Raw genomic sequence first — 22,649 nt, forward strand, 5'->3', positions numbered from 1 at the left:
TTTTCTTTCCTCCGTCTCAGGATATGAGATCGCGGAAAGCGATAAGAGGCGCCTCCCTGTCCGGATGCCCTCATGGCCGCCTACCTTCAATCCCGACGTACCGACGAAGCCGATTCGGTGCTCGCCACGAGCCACGATGGGCGTACGCTCGCCAGTCGCCTTACCGACAAGTACGGCGACCGGGTCGCCACGGCGTTCACCGTGTTCGGACGGGAGGGGAGTTTCGTCCCCTTGCCTGCCGACCTGCCCGACGGACTCTCGAGAGCACTCACCGTCCGGGGCATCGAACGCCTCTACAGCCACCAGCAGGAAGCCTGGGAGGCCGCGCGTGCCGGGCGTAACGTGCTCGTGGCCACGCCGACCGCATCGGGCAAGACGCTCTGCTACACCTTGCCGGTGATTTCCTCGGTTCTGGAGACCGGCGGCAAGGCGTTATATCTCTTCCCGACCAAGGCGCTGGCGCAGGACCAGGTCGCCGAACTGCTCGACATCAACCGGGCGGGCGACCTGGGCGTCAAGGCGTTTACCTTCGACGGCGACACGCCGGGCGACGCGAGGCAGGCCATCCGCCTGCATGGCGACGTAGTGGTCAGCAATCCCGACATGCTCCACCAGGCGATCCTCCCGCATCACACCAAGTGGGCGCAGTTTTTCGAGAATCTGCGTTACGTGGTGATCGATGAGATCCACACGTACCGGGGCGTGTTCGGCTCGCATCTGGCCAACGTGCTGCGCCGGCTGAAGCGGATCTGCGCCTTCTACGGTGTCACGCCGCAGTTCGTCCTCTGCTCGGCCACCATCGGCAACGCCACGGAGCACGCGCAGGCGCTGATCGAGGACGAGGTGGTCACCATCTCGTCCAGCGGTGCGCCCAGTGGTGACAAGCACGTGCTGCTCTGGAATCCGCCGGTGATCAATCCGGACCTGGGCCTGCGGGCGTCGGCGCGCTCGCAGACCAACCTGATCGCCCGCGTCGCCATCAAGGCGAAAATGAAAACGCTGGTGTTCGCCCAGTCACGCCTGATGGTCGAGGTGCTGACCAAGTATCTGAAGGACGTCTTCGATCACGACACCCGCAAGCCCGCCCGCATCCGCGCCTACCGGGGCGGCTATCTCCCGACCGAGCGGCGTGAAGTCGAGCGCGCGATGCGAGCCGGCGATGTGGATGGCATCGTGTCGACCTCCGCGCTCGAACTGGGTGTCGACATCGGCAGCCTCGACGCCGTCGTCCTCAACGGGTATCCGGGTTCCATCGCGGCGACCTGGCAGCGCTTCGGTCGTGCCGGGCGCCGCCAGCAGCCGTCTCTGGGCGTGCTCGTCGCGACCAGTGCGCCGCTGGACCAGTACCTCATGCGGCACCCGGCCTTCCTGACCGAAGCGACGCCCGAGCACGCACGCATCCAGCCGGACCAGCCGCTCATCCTGCTCGACCACATCCGTTGCGCCGCGTTCGAGCTGCCTTTTCTCGCCGGGGATACCTTCGGTCCCGATGACGCGGAGCCCTATCTCACGGTGCTCGCCGAGTCGGAGGTGCTGCATCGCGAGGGTGACCGCTGGGAATGGATCGCCGACTCCTACCCGGCGAACGCGGTGAGCCTGCGCTCGGTCGCGGACGGCAATTTCGTCGTCGTCGACCGGACGGAGGGTCGCCAGACGATCATTGCCGAGGTCGACTATTCCGCCGCCGCTCTGACGCTCTACGAGGGTGCGATCCACATGATCCAGTCGGTGCCCTACCAGGTCGAGAAGCTCGACTGGGAAGGGCGCAAGGCGTACTGCACGCGGACGAGGGTCGACTACTACACCGACGCCATCGACTACACCAAGCTCAAGGAGCTGGAGTGTTTCGACGGCAGCAAGGCGGGGCAGGGCAGCGCCCGTCACGGTGAGGTGCACGTGGTGCGCCGGGTATCGGGTTACAAGAAGATTCGTTACTACACGCACGAGAACATCGGCTACGGTCCGGTGAACCTGCCCGATCAGGAACTGCATTCCACCGCGGTGTGGTGGCAGTTGCCGCAGACGGTGCTGGACGAAGCGTTCCGTTCGCGTCAGCACGCCCTGGATGGATTTCTGGGTGCGGCGTATGCGTTGCATACCTCGGCCATCGTCGCGGTCATGGCGGAGGCGCGCGACCTGCAGAAAGCCGTCGGTTCAGGTGACGGTGGATGGTCCGCGCAGGTGGATTCCTCCGGTCGCGGGCAGATCCATGCGCCTGATGGAGGCATCGCGCTGCCGGACGCGCTCGAGCGGTTCCTGCCCACCGTCTATCTGTACGACAACTTTCCCGGCGGCGTCGGCCTCAGCGAGCCGTTGTTCCATCGCTCGTCGGAGCTGCTCCGGCATGCGCTGGCGACCGTTGAAGGCTGCGAGTGCAAAGCGGGCTGTCCCGCCTGTGTCGGACCCGTACTGGCGGCGGACGAAGCGCGTGGGGAAAACACGCCACGTGCGCTGACGGCTCGTGTGCTGAGGTTGCTGGGGGCGGATGCGCGGATCGGTGGCGATGCATGAGTGATCTGGCTGCGCGGCTGCGGGCGCTGAGGAAGCAGGCGGGCATTCGCGAATCCGGGCCATCGCCGACAGGATCGGCCCCCGCCAGAAGCCGCTCCGCCGCGGATGCTTCGTCCGGGCCATCGGGTCAGACGGCCCGCCGGGAGCCGACCCTGCCGGCGAAAGCACCTCGCCCCGGTATCGATCTGGCCGCGCTGCGCCGCATGGCCGGCGTACGCGAGCGCGTCAGCCAGCCGCGCGCTCCTTTACGCTCGTACACCCGTGACGTTCCCGGCGATGAGCTGTCCCCCGGCCTCCGTCTTCTCGAGCAGCGTTTCGCCTCGTCCGAACCGCCTGCCGAGTTCGACCTGACCTTCGCGCGTCTCGCCACGGCGCGACGCGAGCATCTGCTGCACTTCGACACGGAAACCACGGGCCTGGCCGGCGGAACGGGTACACGCGCTTTCATGATCGGCGCCGCCGACTGGCACGACGGCGCGCTGCGTGTGCGTCAGCTCTACATCACGACCATGGCCGCGGAGACGGCGATGCTGAAGGCGTTCTCCGAGTGGATCGATCCGCATACGGTACTCGTCAGCTACAACGGCAAGTCGTACGACGCACCCTTGCTCGCCACGCGTTACCGGCTTGCCCGCCTCGCGAATCCCTTGTCCGGCCTGACGCATGTCGACCTGCTGCACCCGATGCGACGGCGCTACCGGCAGGACTGGGAGAACTGCAAGATGCAGACGGCCGAGCGCCGGCTGTTGCGCATCGTCCGCGAAGACGACCTGCCGGGGTCTGAAGCACCGCGTGCGTGGCTCTCCTACCTGCGTGGGGGCGCATCGACGGACCTGGTCCGCGTCGCCGATCACAACCTGCAGGACGTACGCAGCCTCAGCGGCCTGCTGATCGAGGCGCATGGCTGGGCGGAGAAGGACGCATTGGCGGCTTCGCTGGCCGATTACAAAAAATAGACGCCGGGCCGCGCAGGCTCGATGACGATCAACCATGCGGTGAGGAGTTCGCGTCATGAACGAAGCCACGAAACCCTGCGATCACGCCGGCTGTAACTGCCATGTGCCGGTGTCCAGGGACTTCTGCAGCGAGAGTTGCCGCATGGCGTCCGAAAGCCAAATGGGAGGCGCCGGCTGCGAATGTGGGCACGCCGCGTGTCAGCAGCGCCACCGATCCGGAGGTACCGACAATGAGCAACGACAGTAAGCAACCGACACCCGGTTACCGCGAGGACAATCCGAAGCCATCGAACGGCACCCCCTCGGTTCCCGGCGAGGGGCATCCTAAAGAGTCGCAGAACATGCCCAACGACAAGCCCGGTAAGCAGGGCTCCTGACAGAAAGGCCGCGCATCCTGCGATGCGCGGCCTTTTTGTTACCCGGAAGCAAGGTACCGCGATGCTATCAGGCGGCCTTGCGCAGCAGGCCGCCGATGCCGGCCATCGCGCCGCCGATCGCCTGGGTCTTGTGATCGTCGCCCATGGCGATGCCTTCCGCGCGGACGAACTCGAGATCGGTCACGCCGAGGAAGCCGAACAACGCCTTCAGGTAAGGCTCCTGAAAATCCATGGCCGCCGCAGGGCTGCCAGGGCTGTAGATGCCGCCGCGCGAGGACGCCACGATGACTCGCTTGCCGCCGGCCAGGCCTTCGGGCCCCGTCGCCGTGTAACGGAAGGTCTTGCCGGCGACCGTGATGCGATCGATCCAGGCCTTGAGCGAGCTGCTGATGGAGAAGTTGTACATCGGCGCGCCGACGACCACGACGTCGGCGGCCAGGAACTCCTCCATCACCCTGGCGCCTTCGGCGGCCTGCGGATCGTTTTCGCCGGACGGCAAAGCCCAGTGCGGCAGCGGTTCGGCGTGGACGTCGCGATAGGTGACTTCGACACCGGGATGGTTGGCGACGAATTCGGCGACGATCGCCGCGGTCAGGCCGCGGGAGACCGAGTGGGCGCCCAGCGCGCTGGCATCGATATGCAGGAGTTTCATGGACAGATTCCTCGACAGGGGCCGCCGTGGCGGTATGCCGACAAGTTACCCTGCGCACAATGCCTTGATTAGTCGGCGTGAGGTAGACTGATTGTTCTAAACGAGAAACGACGGACTCCCCGATGGAAGGCGCGCTGCAGGACCTCAACGACCTCTATTTCTTCGCCTCGGTGGTGGAGCACGGGGGTTTTTCGGCGGCGGGGCGGGCCCTGGGTATCCCCAAGTCGCGCCTCAGCAAGCGGATCGCCCAGCTCGAAGACCGTCTGGGAGTCCGGCTGTTACAGCGCACCACGCGCCGCTTCGTCGTCACCGAGATCGGCGAACGCTTCTACCAGCACTGCCGCGCCGTCCTCGAAGAGGCCCGCGCCGCACAGGATGCGGTGGACGAACTGCGCACGGAACCCCGTGGCGTGGTCCGCGTCAGCTGCCCGATCTCCCTTGCCCAGAACGTACTGGGCCCGATGCTGCCGGCTTTTCTGCTCGAGCACCCCAAGGTCCAGGTCCGCGTTACCGCGACCAATCGCCGGGTCGACCTGATCGGTGAGGGCTTCGACGTGGCGATCCGCGTGCGCGAAAAGCTGGACAGCGACGCCACGCTGGTCCTTCGCAGCATCGGCTATGCGCGCAGCCTGCTCGTGGCGAGTCCGAAGTTTCTCGACAGCTACGGCCGGCCGAAGACGCTGGACGATCTCGCCCAGGTGCCGGCGCTGTCCATGTTCGAGCACGAGGGTGCGCAGGTGTGGGAGATGGTCGATGCCAGCGGCAAGAAGGCCGCTGTCGAAGTAAAGCCGCGTCTGGTCAGCGGCGATTTTTCGGTGCTGATCGCCGCCGCCGTCCAATGCTGCGGTGTGGCCTTGCTGCCCGAGGAGTATTGCGGGCCGCTGATCGCCAACGGTCAGCTGGAATGGGTGCTTCCGGATTACACCACCGCGCAGGGCACGTTGCACTTCGTCTACCCGAGCCGGCGTGGCCTGCTGCCGGCGATCCGCAGTTTCGTCGACTTCCTCGCCGAACGCCTGCCCAAGGCTCGCTCGGACTTCCATAAGGAATGCGAGACGGTGGCGGGCAATCCCGCCCAGGCAGGGGCGCTGCAGATGGCGCGCATGTTAGGATCGGATCATTCGGCGGCATTTGGCCGTCCAAACGAATAAGGGCGTTCAATGCAGCTCGAAACCAAGCTTCCCAAGGTCGGTACGACGATTTTCAGTGTCATGAGCCAGCTCGCGCTGGAACATAAGGCGGTGAATCTGGGGCAGGGTTTTCCCGATTTCGAGCCACCGGAGGCACTGCGCGACGCGGTCACGCGCGCCATGGCCGAGGGCAAAAATCAGTATGCGCCGGGCGTCGGTATCCCGAAGCTGCGCGAGCAGATCGCCCTGAAGACCGAGCGACTCTACGGCCACCGCGTCAGTCCCGATACGGAAGTCACGGTCACCTCCGGTGCCACCGAAGCGCTGTTCTCGGCCATCGCCGCCGTCGTGCGCGCCGGTGACGAGGTCATCGTCTTCGATCCGTGCTACGACAGCTACGAGCCGGCCATCGAACTGCAGGGCGCGACGGCGGTGCATATTCCGCTGACGTTGCCGTCCTTCGGTATCGACTGGCAGCGGGTTCGCGATGCGATCACGCCGAAGACGCGCATGATCCTGATCAATTCGCCGCATAACCCGTCGGGTGCGGTGCTCTCTCGCGCCGATCTCGACGAGCTCGCGTCCATCGTGCTCGACTCCGGCATCGTGGTGCTGTCCGATGAGGTCTACGAGCACATCGTGTTCGATGGCGCCGAGCATCAGAGCGTGCTGCGCCATGCGGAACTCGCCACGCGGAGCATCGTCGTGTCGTCGTTCGGCAAGACATATCACTGCACCGGCTGGAAGGTCGGCTATGCCATCGCGCCGAAGGCGCTGACCGCCGAGTTCCGCAAGGTGCACCAGTACCTGACCTTCTGCACCTTCAATCCGGCGCAGCAGGCGTTTGCGGAGTTCCTCGAGTCCACGCCTGAGCATTACCTCGAGCTTCCGGCCTTCTATCAGGCCAAGCGCGATCGTTTTCGCGAGTTGCTCGCACCGTCGCGACTGAAGCTGCTGGACGTGCCGGGCGGATACTTCCAGCTGGTCGATTACAGCGCGATCCGCGATCTCGACGACATTAATTTCAGTGAATGGCTCGTGCGCGAGGGCGGTGTCGCCGCCATTCCGCTGAGCCCGTTCTACGAAAGCGCCCCGGACACGCGGCTGGTCCGGCTGTGCTTCGCGAAGAACGACGCCACCATGGAAGCCGCCGCGGAGCTGCTGTGCAAACTCTGACCGTCACGCTTGTCCAGGGTGCGACCCGCTGGCACGACGCCGCGGCTAACCGCGAGTATTACGGCGCCCTGGTACGCGGCGCCGCGCGGAGCGACCTCTTCGTCCTGCCGGAAACCTTCCTGTCGGGCTTCACCAACGATACGCTCGGCAATGCCGAGACCATGGACGGCGCGAGCGTCGCGTGGATGCGCTCGCTGGCCGGCGAGGTGAATGCCACGGTCACCGGCAGTCTGGTGATCCGCGAAGGCGAGACGGTCTTCAACCGGCTGATCTGGGCGTCGCCCGACGGCTCGCTGGCTTACTACGACAAGCGACACCTGTTCCGCATGGCGGGCGAGCACACGCGCTACGGTGGCGGTAACGAGCGCCTGATCGTGGAACTCAAGGGGTGGCGTATTCTTCCGCAGGTCTGCTACGACCTGCGCTTTCCGGTGTGGCTGCGCAACGGTCGTCGTGAGGCAGCCGCGGGCGGCATGGATTACGACCTCGCGCTGTTCGTCGCGAACTGGCCGGCGCCGCGTCGTCAGCCGTGGCGCACCTTGCTGCGTGCACGGGCGATCGAGAACCTGGCCTACGTAATCGGCGTGAATCGCGTCGGTGTGGACGGTAACGACCATCCGTACGCCGGCGACAGCGCGATCATCGATCCGGTGGGCGAGCCATTGATCGAACTGGGGCCGCAGGAGCAGGTGGTCACCCTTGTGCTCGATCCAAAGCCGTTGCAGGCGCACCGCGAGCGGTTTCCTGCGTGGATGGACGCGGATCGGTTTTCTCTGGACGTGTCGGTCTGACTGGATGTAGGAGCGCGCTTTGCGCGCGATGGGGTTCGGCGTCGGCGCTTCGTTGGCTTTTCGCGCGCGGGGCGCGCTCCTACCGCGCGCGGGCGCGCTCCTACCGCGCGCGGGGCGCGCCCCGGCCGCGCGCGGGGCGCGCTCCTACCTTGCGCTGAACGGAACTACCGGCCCCGCCTTGAGGCCCTTCCGCCACGCTGCCAGCTTTTCTTCGATGCCCTCACCGACGTCGATCTGCGGCTCCGACGCCTCGAGCGAATCCTTTTTTTCCCACGCCGCGATCTCCGTCTTCGCCTTACCGAAGGCTTCCACGAAATCGCTGGTGGCATTCAGTCCGTCGGTGAGCCAGGCACGGCCGAAGTAGGTGATGTCCGAGTCGGCGCCGCAGCCGAACGAGGTGCGGTCGGTGCGCGCCGAGGTCATGACCAGGGTGCCTTCGCCGCGCAGCTTCGGGACGAAGCCGCCGGAGTAGCACGCGTTGACCACCACGACCTTCCAGCGGAACGGGTGCCTGGCGAAGATATCGGCAAGGTCGTCGACGTCGAGCTGATCCAGCGGAATCGGGTCCATATCCACGAGCAGGGAGTGGTCGCTGCCGCCGTGGGTCGCGACATAGAGCAGCAACACGTCTTCCTTCGGGTCCATCACCTTCGACAGACCGGTCAGGGCGGCCTCGAGGTTGGTCCAGCTGGCGAGTGGGTAGGTCGACAGCGTTGCCGGATTGTTCTCCAGCACCAGCGTATGCCCCGGGCTGGCGAACCGCTTCGTCATCAGGCGATCCAGGTATTCGGCCTCGTTGCGGAACACGTCCTCGGAGCCGTCGCCCGCGAAAGCGATGGCGTAGACGTTGGTCTTCCCCGGTCGACGCTTCGCCAGCCTGGCCAGCGATGCCCTGACCCGATCGGGCTGTGCGGAGAAAACCTGCTCTGGCGTGGGAGCATCGTCTGGCCATGCGCTCGCGTCGAGCTCGACGGGCTGATCGTCGTCGGTATCGTCGTTCGCTGTCGCTGTCGCTGTCGCTGTCGCAGGAGCGGACGTGCTTGCCGGCCTGGCCGGCCCGGCGGTCGTCGCAACGGGCGCCGGCGCAACCCCGCGCGCGGAGACAGCGGCGACGGTTCGCGTCGTCACGGGAGCAGGCCCGAAACGAAGGACGCCTACGGTCCCCAGCACGCCGACCGCGAACGCGGCCAGCACGCAGATCGCCGTGCGTCGGCGCGGATCAAGGAATGATGGCATCGAAATCCGTCACGGCGGGGTGGCCGGCGTCCACCAGCGGAAGCGGCGGACGGATGAGGTGGGTGGTGCGCATGCCGGCATCGCGGGCGGCGTCGAGTTCTTCGCGGATGTCGGAAAGGAACAGAACCTGCGCAGGTTCCAGGCCGATCGCTTCGGCGATCTTCCGGTACGACTCCGTGTCACGCTTGTGACCCGTCTGCGTATCGAAGTAGCCGGAGAAGAGCGGAGTGAGATCGCCGTTTTCCGTGAACCCGAACAGAAGCTTCTGCGCGGGCACCGAACCTGACGAATACACGTAGAGCGAGAGCCCCTGCTGATGCCAGGCCCGCAGGCGTGCCGCCACTTCGGGATACATGTGGGAGGTGTAAACACCCGACTCGTAACCTTCACGCCAGATCATGCCCTGCAGCGCCTTCAGGGCCGTGGACTTGCGGTCTTCGTCGATCCAGCGAATCAGCAGGTCGATGATCTCACCCCGTGTCGCCTCGACGATGCCGGCCTCTTTGGCGGCTTCGTGCAGCCAGTGCTGTACCTCGGGTTCGTCCGTATGCGTTTCCACGTAGGCCGGCAGGTGCTGACGGGCATACGGGAACAGCACGTCCTTGACGAAGTCGATCGAGCTGGTGGTGCCTTCGATGTCGGTGAGGACGGCGCGGATATCGGACATGCGGGGGAAGCCTGCGGTGCGGGGAGACCATGCAGGATAAACGACGACCAGGGCCGGCGGAATGGCCGGGCGTCACGGGAGGTCGCGGAACGTTAACAGGCTTGCCGGCTAAGGCGGGGTATCCGTCCCCGGCCACCACCTCGCGGAGGTCATCCGCGAGGTGGTGAGAGCCGTCGTGCGCCCCGGCCGAAGCCTGGCGCGGGCAGGACTCAGGCTTCGCTGGTCTGCACGGCGGACGCGTGCGGGTTCATGCGCGGGAAGCGCTCCGCGATGTCCGTTCCGGTGAAGTTCGCCACCCAGCCTTCGGTGTTGGTGAACAGGCGAATAGCCACGAAGTAGGGCGACTCGCTCATGTCGAACCAGTGAGGCGTGCCATCCGGTACGCCGATCAGGTCGCCCTTTTCGCAAAGCACCTCGTAGACCTTGCCGTCCAGATGCAGCGTGAACTGACCGGCACCCGCGACGAAGAAGCGAACTTCGTCCTCGCTGTGCGTGTGCTCGTTGAGGAACTTCTGGCGGAACGCGGCACGATCGGGGTGATCGGGCTTGAGGCTGATGACGTCGACCGACCGATAGCCGTTTTCCGCCATCAGCCGGTCGATGTCGGCGCGGTAGGCGGCAATGACTTCGTCCTGCGTCGCACCCGGGGCGATCGGCTGGCCGGCTTCCCACTGCTCGAAGCGCACGCCTACCGCATGGAGCGCCGCGGCGATGTCGGCATGATTCTCGAGCACCGCGACCGGCGCTTCGTGCTTGTTGTCTTCGTAGATGCGCAGACGGCTCATCGGGTTAGCCTCCTCAGGTCGAGTTCGCAGCCCAGCAGAAATTCGAGTGCCTCGAGGTGACGGCGCGTCTCGGCCATGTCCCGGCCCCACGTGTAGATGCCATGCCCGTTGATCAGGTAGGCATGCAGCGGCTTGCCGGAGTCGATCCAGGCGTCCACACGGGCTTCGAGTTCGGGCATGTGCTGGGTATTGGGAAAAACGGGGATGTCGAGCACGCTTTCATGCGTGGTGTAGCCCGTGATGGCCTTCTGCAGCTCCCAGCCTTCGAGGCGCACACGGCCCTCGTCGGCAAACAGGCGCGAGCAGACGCTCTGCGTTCGCGAATGCGTGTGCAGCACGACGTTGGCTTCAGGGAAACGGCGATACACCTGGGTATGCAGTCCGGTCTCCGCGGAGGGGCGGTTGTCCGAGCCGACGGCCTTGCCATCCATGTCGACGACCATGATGTCGTCGCGCCCCAGCCGACCCTTGTCGCGGCCGGAAATCGTTATGGCGGCGAGCTCGTCGTCGATCCGCATCGAGAAGTTGCTGCTGGTCGCCGGGGTCCAGCCGAAGGCCGCAAGCTCGCGTGCCGCGTCGGCGATGGCGTCGGCGCGCTCGGCGAGCAGGACGGGATCGAGGTGGGACAGGGTCTTCGACATGGGGATTTGGACGTCCAAACGGGTATGAAGTGTATCACGCACGCCGAGGCGGACTTTTTTTCCGGTCTGCTGCGACCAGACGTCGCGGAGCGGAATGCGAACCACTGCTATTTTGGCAAATCGCGTACGCTTCAACTGGATGCGAGCCATCTGGCCCGCGGTTTGCTTTATCGACGGAGGTTAACCAATGTCGCAAGACGATAAGAACATGGAGGGGCGCCGCCGCTTCCTCAAGGCCGCCGCTGGCGGCGTGGCCGCCGCGGCGGTCCTCGGGACGGTGCCGCGTTTCGCGAACGCGCAGGACCTGCCGCACCTCGCCACGAGCGACCCGACGGCGTCGGCGCTGAAATACGTCGAGGACGGCAGCAAGGCCGTTGGCAAGAAGGATCCGAAGGACGCCTGCATGAACTGCAACTTCTACAGCGGCAAGGCCGGCGCCGCATGGGGCCCATGCCAGCTGTTCCCCGGCAAGGCCGTGGCCGCCAAGGGCTGGTGCGTATCGCACGCCGCGATGATGTGATGCCGGCCTGACGGTGGAAAAGGAGAAAGCGCCTTCGGGCGCTTTTTTTTGTGGTGGGCGCGACGAACCGCTTCGCCGGGCTCAGCCAAAGAAAAAGGCCAGCTCCACAGCCGGCCTTCCAGCCCATCACATCATGGGAATCGCAAAAATGCAGCCCAAGCGCGTCAGGCCGAGGAGCTGACCCGCCTGACGCGCTGGGCGGCAATCCGGGGCCCACTGCCAAGTGATTTACCCGCGGACTGAGGATCATACTCCCCTCCCGCCGCAGGCTGCCAATGGCAGTTAAATGACGGGCGAATTTCTGCCTATCTCGTCGCAAAACAAGGTCTTATAACGAAAACCTAATACTTTCTGTAAGATTTTCGTTAGCGGCTTACATGCGCGCCGGACCGTGCTTGAGCCGGCTGTGGCGATACCCGTATGCGCCATAGATGGCCATGCCGATCACAGTCCATGCGCCCATCAGCGCCCAGTTGTACCAGCTCATGTAGAACAGCAGCGCGATACAGCTCGCGATGCCGGCGAGGCAGGTGAACCAGACCCAGGGCACACGGAAAGTGCGCGGGAGCTCCGGTGCGGTGAGACGCAGGATCAGGACGCCGCCACACACGGCACAGAAGGCGATGAGCGTGCCCATCGAGGTCAGGTCGCCGAGGACGTTCAGCGGGAACACGGCGGCGAGCAGCGCGATACCGACGCCCGTGATCACCGTGTTGAGGTGCGGCGTGCGGTACTTCGGGTGCACGGTGGTGAACACCTTCGGCAGCAGCCCGTCGCGACCCATGATCATGAAGATGCGTGGCTGGGCGATGACCATGACCAGCACCACCGAGGACAAGCCGATGAGGGCGCCCACCTCGACCACGCCGCGCAGCCAGCCGAGCTCCGGATGGTTGCGGATGGCCGTGACGACCGGCTCGGACGTACCGAGCTCGGTAAACGGGACGAGTCCGGTGAGCACGGCGGCCATCGCGATGTACAGCACTGTGCAGATGCCGAGCGAGGCCAGGGTGCTGATAGGCATGTCGCGCTGCGGGTTCCTGGATTCCTGCGCCGCCGTCGAGGTCGCCTCGAAGCCGATGTAGGCGAAGAACACCATCGAGGCGCCACGCAGGATGCCGGACCAGCCGTACTTGTTCTCTCCCTGGTTCTCAGGGATGAACGGGTGCCAGTTGGCGGTATCGATGTGCTGTGCGCCGACCACGATCACGGTAATGATCAGGGCGGTCTTCAGCAGCACCATCGCCATATTGATGCCGGCGGATTCGCGGATGCCGACGTAGCAGAGCCAGGTCAGCGCCAGCACGATGCCCACGGCCGGAAGATTGAACATGGCGCCGGTGGTGACCAGATGGCCATCGACGTAATCGAGCGGTGCGTTGGTCAGGGCGGTCGGGATGTGAATGCCGACATGGTCGAGCAAGCTGACGAAATAGCCCGTCCAGCTGACGGCGACGGCGGACGCCGAGACGCCGTATTCGAGGACGAGGTTCCAGCCGATGAACCAGGCGGCACCTTCGCCGAGGGTGGCGTACGCGTAGGAGTACGCACTGCCGGAAACGGGAATCATCGAGGCGAACTCGGCATAGCACAGCGCGGTGAACGTGCTGCAGATGGCCGCGAGGATGAAGGAGATGATGATCGCCGGACCTGCGTGCTCCGCCGCGGCGACGCCGGTAATGACGAAGATGCCGCCGCCGATGACCGCGCCGATGCCCAGTGCGGTCAAACCCCAGGGGCCAAGGGTGCGGCGCAGGGCGGGGCCGTGCGCGTCGTCGGGTTCAGCCTGGGGGGCTTTCTTGGCGAGTAACTGCTTGAGCATGGGCGGCCCGGAAAGAAAAGACGTTGAGAGAATAGCCGCAAACGGAAAGGCCGGCGGGAGCCCGCCGGCCTTGTCACGTGAGCGTGTCGATCAGGAGAGCGACTTGCGCAACTTGCTGTGTGCGTAACCGTAGCCGAAGTAGATCAGCTGGCCGATGACGATCCAGCCGCACATCAGCCGCCAGTGTTCTTCAAATGCCTGCCAGAAAAGGTAGACGCAAGCCAGGGCGCCGATGATGCAGATCGGCCAGACGAACGGAACGCGGAAGCTGCGCTTCAGCTCCGGACGGGTGTAGCGCAGGATCAGCACGCCGATGCAGACGGTGGCGAAGGCGAGCAGGGTACCCATGGAGACGAGCTCACCGAGCACGCTGACGGGGAACAGGCCGGCCATGGCGGCCGCGGCGACGCCCACGATGATCGTACCGATGTACGGCGTGCGGAACTTCGGGTGCACCTTGGCCATGGTCTGCGGGAGCAGGCCGTCCTTCGCCATCGAGAAGAAGATGCGCGGCAGGCCCATGAGCATCACCAGGATGACCGACGACAGGCCGGTGATCGCACCGAGGATGACCAGCGCTTTCAGCCAGGACAGATGCGGATACAGACCAAGCGCGGTGGCGACCGGCTCCGGCGTGTTGAGCATGCGGAACGGGGCGATACCGGTCAGGACCAGCGCGACGGCGATGTACAGCACCGTGCAGATGGCGAGCGAGCCGAGAATGCCGATGGGCATGTCGCGCTGCGGGTTCTTCGCTTCGCCGGCGGCGGTGGAGACCGCATCGAAGCCGACGTAGGAGAAGAATACGATGGTCGCGGCGCGGAAGATGCCGCCCCAGCCGTAGGTACCCGGGCCTTCCGCTTCCGGGATGAACGGATGCCAGTTGGCCGGGTTGATCACCTGGATGGCGAAAGCGAGGAACAGCAGGATTACGGTGACCTTGATCGCCACGATGATCGAGTTGACGAAGGCCGACTGCGTGATACCGACGTAGCACAGGCCCGACAGCGCGGCGATGATGCAGACGGCGGGGAGGTTGACCAGGGTACCGGTCGCCTGGATGTGCCCCTCGACGAACTGGTACGGCGCCGACGCGAGCGCGGCGGGCAGGGCGAGATTGCTGCCGGTGAACTGGCCGACCATGCCGAGCAGTTCGTTGAAATAGCCTGACCAGCCCGCGGCGACCGTCGCGGCGGCGAACAGGTATTCGAGGACGAGATTCCAGCCGACGAACCAGGCGACGTACTCGCCGAGCGTGGCATAGGAATAGGAGTAGGCGCTGCCCGAGACCGGGAGCATGGCCGCGAATTCGGCGTAGCAGAGACCTGCGAGGGCGCAGGCGAAACCGGCGATAAGGAAGCTGATGACCAGTGCGGGACCCGCGTGAAGCGCGGCGGCCTGGCCGGTGATGACGAAGATACCTGCACCGATGACGGCGCCGACACCGAGAAGGATAAGGTGCTTCGCGGTGAGTACGCGCTTCAGCTCGTTATTTCCGTGGGCGCTGGTGCTGATGTGCTCACCGGCGTCTACGTGCGGCGCGGCCTCGATCGGATGCGTCGCGAACAGGTGTTTCAACATGTGTCTCCCCTACTACCGGAATGTAGCCTTTTATTATTGGGACCGCCGCGTGACTCACGGTGGACACGCCGCTGTCTTAAAGCGCTGGCACGGCACCATAGCCCAGCGGGCATTGGCCGTACAAGCTGCGATGCGGGGCGTGCCAAGGCCCTGCACGGACAGGGTGCGGATGTCGAGCATGACTTACGGCGGTTGTGCATGGCGCGGTGCTGCTTTCTCAGAAAACCATGTTCAGCGCGGCCTGCGGTGCCACGTAGTCGCCGGCGTTGCGGCCCGCGACGGTGAACTGGACACCCGCGATGAGCCCCATCGTGGGGCTGAGGTGGTACTCCACCGCCGGGGCAAGGCTGATGTCATGGGATGCCGCGACACGGTGGCGGGTCGTCTGCCCGTGGTGCGACCGACCGCTGACGGACACCGCACTCGCGCGGTTCCAGATCGCTTCGCCGACCAGGCCCCAGCGCGTGTCGAGGACATATTCAGCGGCAAGGGTCGCGTTCCAGGCCTGCCCGACGCGTGCCCGGCCGCGAAATCCTTGGGCGGTGCCATAAACGCTGCTGTCGTGTACCTTGACGTGCCCCGGCGACGGGCTCCAGGCGAGTTGCCCGCGCCAGCGCAGGGCGTGCTGGTTCGCCAGCCAGTGCAGCTGCTGCGCGCCGAGGCTCAGCGTGGTTCGCGCGGCGCCGTTGCCCGTGGCATTCAGCGGATTGGTGTCCAGCCGCTGGTATGTGCCGGTGACGAAGCGCTGCGCCACCGCCAGGGCCAGCACCAGGCCGGTGCCGTCGGCCGCGGGAGCGATGAGGCGCTGTTGCACGCGCAGTACGGAGTCGCCCATGCGAAGACCGTCGGTATGCCGTCCGCCGCCGGACGTGCGTGAGGCGTTCAGTGTGAGCTGGACCGCGCTGCTGTCGGTCAGGGCGTACGTCATGGGTACGGCGACCTGCCATTGGCGGTACATCGGATGCTGCTCGCGGCGGTGGCCCGTGTTGTCGTAGCTGCCACGCGTATTCGTATGGATGAGGTAAGGCTCGATGTTGAGCATTCCCATCGGCATCGTGTTGACGGCGGGCGTCACGAGCGGGCCGGTGAAGCGGGGCGATTCCTGCTCCGAAGACGCCTGTGCGGCGAAGGCTGCGGGTATCGTCAGGGCGAGAACGAGGGCGGTGACGTTGGGGATGTAGCGCATGCTGCGATTCCTTGCTGGGCTGAACTGCCATGCGCGTCGTGCGCATGGACCCATCCTAGGCGGCCACGCCCGGTGAAAAACATCGGATTAGTCCTAAAATGTCGTGCGAGAATGCTCAGCCCGACGTCACAGAAGCGCCCGCATGCACGCCGAACGCCACGCCTTGCTCGATGCATTTCGTCACTATGGCGAGCGATGGCCGGCCGAACCGGATGTGGAGCGATGTGTCGCCTGGTTGCGCGACAGCGAGCAGCCGTTCCATCGCGAAACGCTGGCTGGCCACTTCACCGGCTCCGCATGGCTGGTCAGCGGCGACGGCGAGCGCGTTCTGCTCATGCTGCATCGCAAGCTCGGCCGCTGGCTTCAGCCGGGCGGTCATGCCGATGGCGATCCCGACCTGGCCGAGGTCGCCCTTCGCGAAGCGCGGGAAGAGACCGGACTGCGGGATCTCGAGGTTCATCCCGTCATCTTCGACGTCGATACCCATCGCATCCCCGCACGGGGACACGAGCCGGAGCACTGGCACCATGACGTGCGTTACGTGGTGGTCGCGCGCGGCGACGAGACGTTCGTCGTCAACGAGGAAGCACTCGCGCTGGCGTGGCGTCCGGTCGCCGATATCGCGGCGGATCCGGAAGCGGATGTGTCCTTGCGACGCATGGCGGCGAAGTGGCTCGTCATGCGCGATACGCTGATGTCGTAGCGCGGTGCCTCAGTCCTGGTATCTTGCCGGCGCCGGATGCAGGGTGCCGCACTCGGTGCACGTGCGCGCCTCGACCGACCGGTAGAAGCGCTCGAAGACGGGCGGGAAGTCGTTCTCGATGCTGTCCAGCGGGAAATAGGTCTCGAACAGCTTGTGGTTGCAGTTTTCGCAGAACCACATCAATCCGTCCCGTTCACCCGCCAGCCGTCGCCGCTCGACGACGAGGCCTACCGAATTGGCCATGCGTTGCGGTGAATGCGGGACTCGGGCGGGCAGGTAGAAGACCTCACCGGCACGGATCGGTATGTCCCGTGCCCGACCTTCGTCCTGCACCTTCAGGACCATCTCGCCTTCGAGCTGGTAGAAGAACTCCGGGCCCTCGTCGTAGTGATAATCGGTGCGCGCGTTCGGGCCACCGACGATCATGATGATGAAATCGCCATCGACGATGCATTTGTTGCCGACAGGCGGCTTGAGCAGCGCGCGGTTGTCGTCGATCCATCGCTGAAGGTCGATCGGGGGGAGCAGACTCATGGCCGGGCGTCGTATGAGAAGTCACCGGATCATACTCCGGTGTCTTCGGGTACTTCCCGTCGTGGCCCGCACTGTCGTACAACTGCGCTCTTTCGTCACCGGATCGCCACCCATGCCGTCGTGGTACCACGACCGGGTCCCCACACCCGAACGCCGGCCGCCGCCGCAAGGCAGGCGCGAGGCGGCCGTCGTGGTCGTTGGCGGCGGCTTCGCCGGGCTGAATACCGTCCTCGGTCTCGCCGCACGGGGCGTGCGCGACATCGTGCTGCTCGATGCCGAGACCATCGGCTTCGGCGCGTCCGGCCGCAACGGCGGCTTCGTCTTCGCCGGTTACTCACTGGGTGAGCGCGCGCTGCTGGAACGTGCCGGCCCCGGCCGTGCAAGACAGCTCTACGGCCGCACGGTGGATGCCGTGAACCTCATTCGCGAGCGCATCTCCACCCTCGCCATCGACTGCGACATGGTCGACGCCGGGGTGGTCTGGGCGAACTGGTTCCGCGATGCCGGGCTGCTGCGTTCGCGCCAGGAACTGCTCGCGCGGGAGTACGGGGCCGACTGGCAGTGGATCCCCGCGAACGCCATGCACGAGTTCGTTCGCAGCGCTCGCTATCACGATGGTCTGTACGAGCGGAACGCCCTGCACATCGACCCGCTGGCGTATGCGCGCGGGCTGGCGCGCTCCGCCGAGAGCGCAGGAGTCCTCATCCACGAGGGATCGCGGGTGCGCATGCTCGAGCGTCGCGGACCACGCTGGACGCTGCGCGTGGGCGATGCGGAAATCGAAACGCCGAACGTCGTCCTGGCCTGCGGCGGCTATCTGGCCGGGCTGGATCGCGACATAGACCGCGCCGTGCTTCCCATTGCGACGTATGTGATGGTGACGGAGCCGCTGGGCGAAAGCCTGGGTGCGTGCCTGCGGACGCGCGCGGCGATCTACGACACACGCTTCGCCTTCGATTATTACCGTCCCCTGACGGACACGCGGCTGCTCTGGGGCGGTCGCATCTCGGTGCGCGACCGGTCGCCGCGCGCCGTGCAGCGATTGCTCAGGCGCGATCTGGCACGCGTCTTCCCGTCCCTGAAAGATGCGCGGATCGAGAAAGCCTGGTCGGGCCTGATGAGCTATGCACGCCATGAGATGCCCCAGGTCGGCACTCACGGCAACGGACTCTGGTACGCACAGGCATTCGGAGGCCATGGGCTGGCACCAACCTGCGCGGCGGGCGAAGCGCTGGCCGATGCGATCGCCGGCGGAGACACGTCCCTCGCGGCCTACGCGGACTTCGGTCTCGATCCCGTACATCGCCCGTTCGGTTATCTTGCGGCTCAGGGGACGTACTGGAATCATGAATTCCGCGACTGGTTCAAGTCGCGACTGGAAGGATGACATGAGCGAGGAAATCAGCTGGGCCGACTTCGAGAAGGTCATGCTTGTCGCAGGCACCATCGTGCGCGCGGAGGCCTTTCCCGAGGCTCGGCGCCCGGCCTACAAGATCTGGGCGGACTTCGGTCCGCACAGAGAACGAAAGACCAGTGCGCAGGTCGCCGCGATCTATGCGGCCGAGGAGCTGGTGGGCAAGCAGATCGTCGGGGTGATCAATTTCCCCGAGAAGCAGATCGGGCCGTTCCGGTCACAGTTCCTGTTGACCGGATTTCATACCGATGAGGGTGTGGTGATCACGACGACGGAGCGGGCGGTGCCGAACGGGGCCAGGCTGGCCTGATCCCCGCCGGACACCGGCTCACCTCACAGCGATTCGAAGATGCCGGCGGCACCCATGCCCGTGCCGATGCACATCGTCACCATGCCGTATTTCTGTTTCCGGCGGCGCAGGCCGTGGATCAGCGTGGCGGCGCGGATGGCGCCGGTAGCGCCCAGCGGGTGGCCCAGCGCGATGGCGCCGCCCAGCGGATTGACCTTCGACGGATCGAGGCCGAGATCGCGGATGACCGCGAGCGCCTGCGCCGCGAAGGCCTCGTTCAGTTCGATCCAGTCGAGCTGATCCTGGGTGATGCCGGTCTGATTGAGTGCCTTGGGAATCGCTTCCTTCGGGCCGATGCCCATGACTTCGGGCGCCACACCGGCGACGGAGAAGCCGACGAAGCGCGCAAGCGGAGTCAGACCGTGGTCCTTGATCGCCTTCTCGCTGGCGATGAGCAGGGCGCCGGCACCGTCGGACATCTGCGAGGAGTTGCCCGCGGTGACCGAGCCGCCGAACTGGCCGTTGCGGAACACCGGACGCAGCTTGCCGAGGACCTCCAGCGTCGTGTCCTTGCGCGGACCTTCGTCGGTGTCGATGACGCGACGGTCTTCGCGAACGCTGTGGTTCTTCAGGTCGGGGTAGCGGTCGTCGAGCTGAAACGGGGTGATCTCGTCCCTGAACTCACCGGCGGCGATCGCCGCGAAGGCACGCTCGTGCGACTGCAGGGCGAAGCGGTCCTGATCCTCGCGGCTGACCTTCCAGCGCTCGGCGACCTTCTCGGCCGTGATGCCCATGCCGAACGCGATGGCGCGGTTTTCGTCGTTGTCGAAGATCGCCGGATTCATGGCGATCTTGTTGCCCATCATCGGCACCATGCTCATCGACTCGGTACCGCCGGCGAGCATCAGGTCGGCCTCACCCAGGCGGATGCGGTCGGCCGCCATCGCGATGGCCTGCACGCCGGACGAGCAGAAGCGGTTGATGGTGACGCCCGGGACCTGCTCCGGCAGGCCGGCCAGCAGCACGCCGATGCGTGCGACGTTCATGCCTTGCTCGGCTTCCGGCATCGCGTTGCCGATGACGGCGTCGGCGATCAGGGCGGCGTCGATGCCCGGGGCCTGCTCGATGACGGCGCGGATGACATGCGCGAGCAGGTCATCGGGGCGGGTATTGCGGAACACGCCGCGCGGCGCCTTGCCCACCGGGGTGCGGGTGGCGGCGACGATGTACGCGTCTTGCACTTGCTTGCTCATGATTGGTTCCTTTAAGTTGTGAAGTCGGATGCGTAAGAGCGCGAAGCGCGTCAGTTACGCAGCGGCTTCCCCGTCGTCATCGTGTGCGCGATGCGGGCCTGGGTCTTTTCGGTCTGCGCCAGTTCGACGAAGTGGCGACGCTCGAGCGCGAGCAGCCACGTCTCATCGACCAGCGAGCCACGCTCGATCTTGCCGCCCGCCAGGGTGTCGGCGATGCGGCTGGCGATGTCGATGTCGTGCGGCGAGGCGAAATAGCCTTCGGCGAGATTCGCGAGCGAGGCTTTGAACGTGGCCGTGGCGACATCGCCGCCGACCGGGATGGCACGGCCGGGCATGGGCGGGCGATAGCCGGCCTCGGCCAGGGCGACCGCCTGGGCCTTGGCCACGTGCAGCACCTCATACGAATTGAAGACCACGATGTCGTCCTTGCGCAGGAGACCCATGGATTTGGCTTCGAGTGCGCTGGTCGAGACCTTGGCCATCGCCACGGTCTCGAAAATCTTCTTCAGGAACTCGAACGGGTCTTCCGGGTTGGCCTGCGCGGCGCGCACGGCGAACTCCTTCAGGCCACCGCCAGCGGGCAGCAGGCCCACGCCGGCTTCGACCAGACCGATATAGCTTTCCAGCGCCGCGACCGTACGCGCCGAATGCATCTGGAACTCGCAGCCGCCGCCGAGGGCCAGACCGCGAACGGCCGCGATCACCGGTACCAGCGAATACTTGATGCGCATGCTGGTGGCCTGGAAGTTCGCCACCATGGCTTCGAACTGAGCCAGCTTGCCGGCTTGCAGGAGGCCCAGCGCGCCCTTGAGGTCCGCACCGGCCGAGAACGGCTCGGACGGCTGCCACAGCACGACGCCGCGAAACTGCTGCTCCGCCAGGCCGATCGCATGCTGGATGCCGTCGAGCACGTGATCGTTGACCGTATGCATCTTGGTCTTGAACGAGATCACGCCGATGTCGTCGCCCGAGTGCCACAGGCGCACGCCGTCGTTCTCCCAGACCGTGGTGCCCTGGTCGAACTTCTCGCCCAGGATCGGATCCGGGAAGGCCTGGCGCGCGTAGACCGGGTGCGAGGAACGCGGCTTCTCCGCGTTGGCACTGGCCGAGTACGAGCCGGCCTTGCCGTGCACGCCGGCCCGACCGTCGGTGACCCAGGCGGGCAGGGGTGCGCTGCTCATGGTCTTGCCGGCGGCGATGTCTTCGGCGATCCAGCCGGCGATCTGCTGCCAGCCGGCGGCCTGCCAGAGCTCGAAGGGGCCGAGCTTCCAGCCATAACCCCAACGGATGGCGAAATCGACGTCACGCGCCGTCTCGGCGATATCGGCCAGGTGGAAGGCGGTGTAATGGAAGAGGTCGCGGAACACCGCCCAGAGGAACTGGGCCTGCGGATCCTGCGACGCGCGCAACCGGGTGAACTTCTCGGCGGGATCCTTGATGGCCAGAATGGCCGAGACCTCGTCGGAAGCCTTCTGCTCGGACGGGCGATAGTCCTGCTTCTGCAGGTCGAGCACCACGATGTCCTTACCTGCCTTGCGGTAGAAACCCGCGCCGGTCTTCTGGCCGAGCGCGCCCTTGTCGATCAGACCTTTGAGCCAGACCGGCGGCTGGAAATACGAGTGCCACGGATCGTCCGGGAGCGTGTCGCCCATGGTCTTGACCACGTGCGCCAGCGTGTCGAGGCCGACGACGTCCGCGGTGCGGAAGGTGGCGCTCTTCGGGCGGCCGATGGCCGGGCCGGTCAGTGCGTCGACGGTGTCGAAGCCCAGGCCGAACTGCTCGGTGTGGTGCATGGTCGACAGCATCGAGAACACGCCGATGCGGTTGCCGATGAAGTTCGGGGTGTCCTTGGCGTAGACGACGCCCTTGCCCAGCGTCGTGGTCAGAAAGGCTTCGAGGCCTTCCAGTACGCCCTTGTCGGTGAGCCTGGTCGGGATCAGTTCGACCAGATGCATGTAACGCGGCGGGTTGAAGAAATGCACGCCCGTGAAGCGGTGGCGCATCTCTTCGGGCAGCGCCTCGGCCAGCCCGTTGATCGACAGGCCCGACGTGTTGGACGCCAGCACGGCGGTCTTCGACACGTGCGGGGCGATCTTCTGATACAGGTCGAGCTTCCAGTCCATGCGCTCGGCGATCGCTTCGATCACCAGGTCCACATCGGCCAGCTGGGCCAGATCGTCCTCGTAGTTCGCCGGGATGATCGCGGCGCCAAGCGTTTTCTCCGCCAGCGGGGCGGGCGACAGCTTGGCCAGGTTGGCGATCGCCTTGAGGGCGATGCCGCTCTTCGGACCTTCCTTCGCGGGCAGGTCGAACAGCACGGTTTCAACGTTGGCGTTCGTCAGGTGAGCGGCAATCTGCGCGCCCATGACGCCGGCGCCGAGTACCGCGGCCTTGCGAATGCGTAACGGTGTTGCGGTCATGATGA

At 65.6% G+C, this 22,649-nt stretch carries 21 protein-coding genes; 10 read left to right on the top strand and 11 right to left on the bottom strand.

What is annotated here, in order from left to right:
• Nucleotides 1-72: 72 nt before the first annotated feature.
• From BLT40_RS04765 to BLT40_RS20205, 3 genes are all read left to right on the top strand, one after another.
• Nucleotides 73-2,511 (top strand): DEAD/DEAH box helicase, encoded by a 2,439-nt coding sequence (locus BLT40_RS04765; RefSeq protein ID WP_079519947.1) that lies wholly within the window; start codon nt 73-75, stop codon nt 2,509-2,511.
• A complete protein-coding gene (locus BLT40_RS04770; protein ID WP_079519945.1) occupies nt 2,508-3,467 on the top strand; it encodes a ribonuclease H-like domain-containing protein in 960 nt (319 codons plus the stop codon). The genes BLT40_RS04765 and BLT40_RS04770 overlap by 4 nt, the downstream gene beginning before the upstream one ends.
• A gap of 230 nt (nt 3,468-3,697) precedes the next feature.
• Nucleotides 3,698-3,844, top strand: coding sequence for a hypothetical protein (locus tag BLT40_RS20205; protein WP_176167669.1), 147 nt, complete (start codon nt 3,698-3,700; stop codon nt 3,842-3,844).
• 67 nt (nt 3,845-3,911) lie between these two features.
• Here the strand turns inward: BLT40_RS20205 and BLT40_RS04775 are convergent, their stop codons facing one another.
• Nucleotides 3,912-4,496: an FMN-dependent NADH-azoreductase gene (locus BLT40_RS04775; RefSeq protein ID WP_079519943.1), complete on the bottom strand. Its 585-nt coding sequence runs from the start codon at nt 4,494-4,496 to the stop codon at nt 3,912-3,914.
• A gap of 122 nt (nt 4,497-4,618) precedes the next feature.
• Between BLT40_RS04775 and BLT40_RS04780 the strand changes: the two genes are divergently transcribed.
• Genes BLT40_RS04780 through BLT40_RS04790 form a run of 3 tightly spaced genes read left to right on the top strand, consistent with a single transcriptional unit; the run spans nt 4,619 to nt 7,593 of the window.
• The gene (locus tag BLT40_RS04780) at nt 4,619-5,647 is read left to right on the top strand and encodes a LysR substrate-binding domain-containing protein (protein WP_079519941.1); all 1,029 of its coding nucleotides are present in this window, start codon (nt 4,619-4,621) and stop codon (nt 5,645-5,647) included.
• 9 nt (nt 5,648-5,656) lie between these two features.
• On the top strand, nt 5,657-6,802 hold the full coding sequence (locus BLT40_RS04785) for a pyridoxal phosphate-dependent aminotransferase (RefSeq protein WP_079519939.1): 1,146 nt from the start codon (nt 5,657-5,659) through the stop codon (nt 6,800-6,802).
• Nucleotides 6,790-7,593: an amidohydrolase gene (locus BLT40_RS04790; RefSeq protein ID WP_079519937.1), complete on the top strand. Its 804-nt coding sequence runs from the start codon at nt 6,790-6,792 to the stop codon at nt 7,591-7,593. Before BLT40_RS04785 ends, BLT40_RS04790 begins: the two co-directional genes overlap by 13 nt.
• 144 nt (nt 7,594-7,737) lie before the next feature.
• On the opposite strand, the gene BLT40_RS04795 is transcribed toward BLT40_RS04790, so the two are convergent.
• The 4 genes from BLT40_RS04795 to BLT40_RS04810 all read right to left on the bottom strand — a co-directional run bounded on the left by BLT40_RS04795 (nt 7,738) and on the right by BLT40_RS04810 (nt 10,922).
• On the bottom strand, nt 7,738-8,829 hold the full coding sequence (locus BLT40_RS04795; RefSeq protein ID WP_090351847.1) for a C13 family peptidase: 1,092 nt from the start codon (nt 8,827-8,829) through the stop codon (nt 7,738-7,740).
• Nucleotides 8,813-9,496 (bottom strand): acireductone synthase, encoded by a 684-nt coding sequence (mtnC, locus tag BLT40_RS04800; protein WP_079519933.1) that lies wholly within the window; start codon nt 9,494-9,496, stop codon nt 8,813-8,815. The genes BLT40_RS04795 and mtnC overlap by 17 nt, the downstream gene beginning before the upstream one ends.
• 209 nt (nt 9,497-9,705) lie before the next feature.
• A complete protein-coding gene (locus BLT40_RS04805) occupies nt 9,706-10,281 on the bottom strand; it encodes a 1,2-dihydroxy-3-keto-5-methylthiopentene dioxygenase (protein ID WP_090351850.1) in 576 nt (191 codons plus the stop codon).
• A complete protein-coding gene (locus BLT40_RS04810; RefSeq protein WP_079520335.1) occupies nt 10,278-10,922 on the bottom strand; it encodes a methylthioribulose 1-phosphate dehydratase in 645 nt (214 codons plus the stop codon). The genes BLT40_RS04805 and BLT40_RS04810 overlap by 4 nt, the downstream gene beginning before the upstream one ends.
• A gap of 187 nt (nt 10,923-11,109) precedes the next feature.
• On the opposite strand from BLT40_RS04810, the gene BLT40_RS04815 reads away from it, so the two are divergent.
• Complete coding sequence (locus BLT40_RS04815) at nt 11,110-11,442, top strand: high-potential iron-sulfur protein (protein WP_079519930.1); 333 nt, start codon at nt 11,110-11,112, stop codon at nt 11,440-11,442.
• A gap of 373 nt (nt 11,443-11,815) precedes the next feature.
• Here the strand turns inward: BLT40_RS04815 and BLT40_RS04820 are convergent, their stop codons facing one another.
• From BLT40_RS04820 to BLT40_RS04830, 3 genes are all read right to left on the bottom strand, one after another.
• Nucleotides 11,816-13,264: an amino acid permease gene (locus tag BLT40_RS04820; protein ID WP_090351853.1), complete on the bottom strand. Its 1,449-nt coding sequence runs from the start codon at nt 13,262-13,264 to the stop codon at nt 11,816-11,818.
• Between the two features lie 90 nt (nt 13,265-13,354).
• A complete protein-coding gene (locus BLT40_RS04825; RefSeq protein ID WP_079519927.1) occupies nt 13,355-14,845 on the bottom strand; it encodes an amino acid permease in 1,491 nt (496 codons plus the stop codon).
• Between the two features lie 217 nt (nt 14,846-15,062).
• Entirely contained in the window at nt 15,063-16,031 is a 969-nt protein-coding gene (locus BLT40_RS04830) for a hypothetical protein (RefSeq protein ID WP_090351855.1), read from the bottom strand.
• 142 nt (nt 16,032-16,173) lie between these two features.
• On the opposite strand from BLT40_RS04830, the gene BLT40_RS04835 reads away from it, so the two are divergent.
• Nucleotides 16,174-16,734 carry an NUDIX hydrolase gene (locus BLT40_RS04835; protein ID WP_052191261.1) on the top strand — a complete coding sequence of 187 codons (561 nt, stop codon included), beginning with the start codon at nt 16,174-16,176 and terminating at the stop codon, nt 16,732-16,734.
• 9 nt (nt 16,735-16,743) lie between these two features.
• Here BLT40_RS04835 and BLT40_RS04840 read toward each other — a convergent pair whose 3' ends face one another.
• The gene (locus tag BLT40_RS04840) at nt 16,744-17,268 is read right to left on the bottom strand and encodes a 3-hydroxyanthranilate 3,4-dioxygenase (protein ID WP_079519923.1); all 525 of its coding nucleotides are present in this window, start codon (nt 17,266-17,268) and stop codon (nt 16,744-16,746) included.
• Nucleotides 17,269-17,380: 112 nt separating this feature from the next.
• Here BLT40_RS04840 and BLT40_RS04845 point away from each other — a divergent pair, with 112 nt between their 5' ends.
• A complete protein-coding gene (locus BLT40_RS04845; protein ID WP_079519921.1) occupies nt 17,381-18,655 on the top strand; it encodes an NAD(P)/FAD-dependent oxidoreductase in 1,275 nt (424 codons plus the stop codon).
• A 1-nt stretch (nt 18,656) separates the two neighbouring features.
• Nucleotides 18,657-18,992, top strand: coding sequence for a tRNA-binding protein (locus tag BLT40_RS04850; protein ID WP_090351858.1), 336 nt, complete (start codon nt 18,657-18,659; stop codon nt 18,990-18,992).
• Nucleotides 18,993-19,015: 23 nt separating this feature from the next.
• On the opposite strand, the gene BLT40_RS04855 is transcribed toward BLT40_RS04850, so the two are convergent.
• Nucleotides 19,016-20,224: an acetyl-CoA C-acyltransferase gene (locus BLT40_RS04855; RefSeq protein WP_090351860.1), complete on the bottom strand. Its 1,209-nt coding sequence runs from the start codon at nt 20,222-20,224 to the stop codon at nt 19,016-19,018.
• A 50-nt stretch (nt 20,225-20,274) separates the two neighbouring features.
• Entirely contained in the window at nt 20,275-22,644 is a 2,370-nt protein-coding gene (locus BLT40_RS04860) for a 3-hydroxyacyl-CoA dehydrogenase/enoyl-CoA hydratase family protein (RefSeq protein WP_090351862.1), read from the bottom strand.
• Nucleotides 22,645-22,649: the final 5 nt, after the last annotated feature.

The organism is Dyella sp. 333MFSha, assembly GCF_900102405.1.
GTDB classification, from domain to species: domain Bacteria; phylum Pseudomonadota; class Gammaproteobacteria; order Xanthomonadales; family Rhodanobacteraceae; genus Luteibacter; species Luteibacter mycovicinus.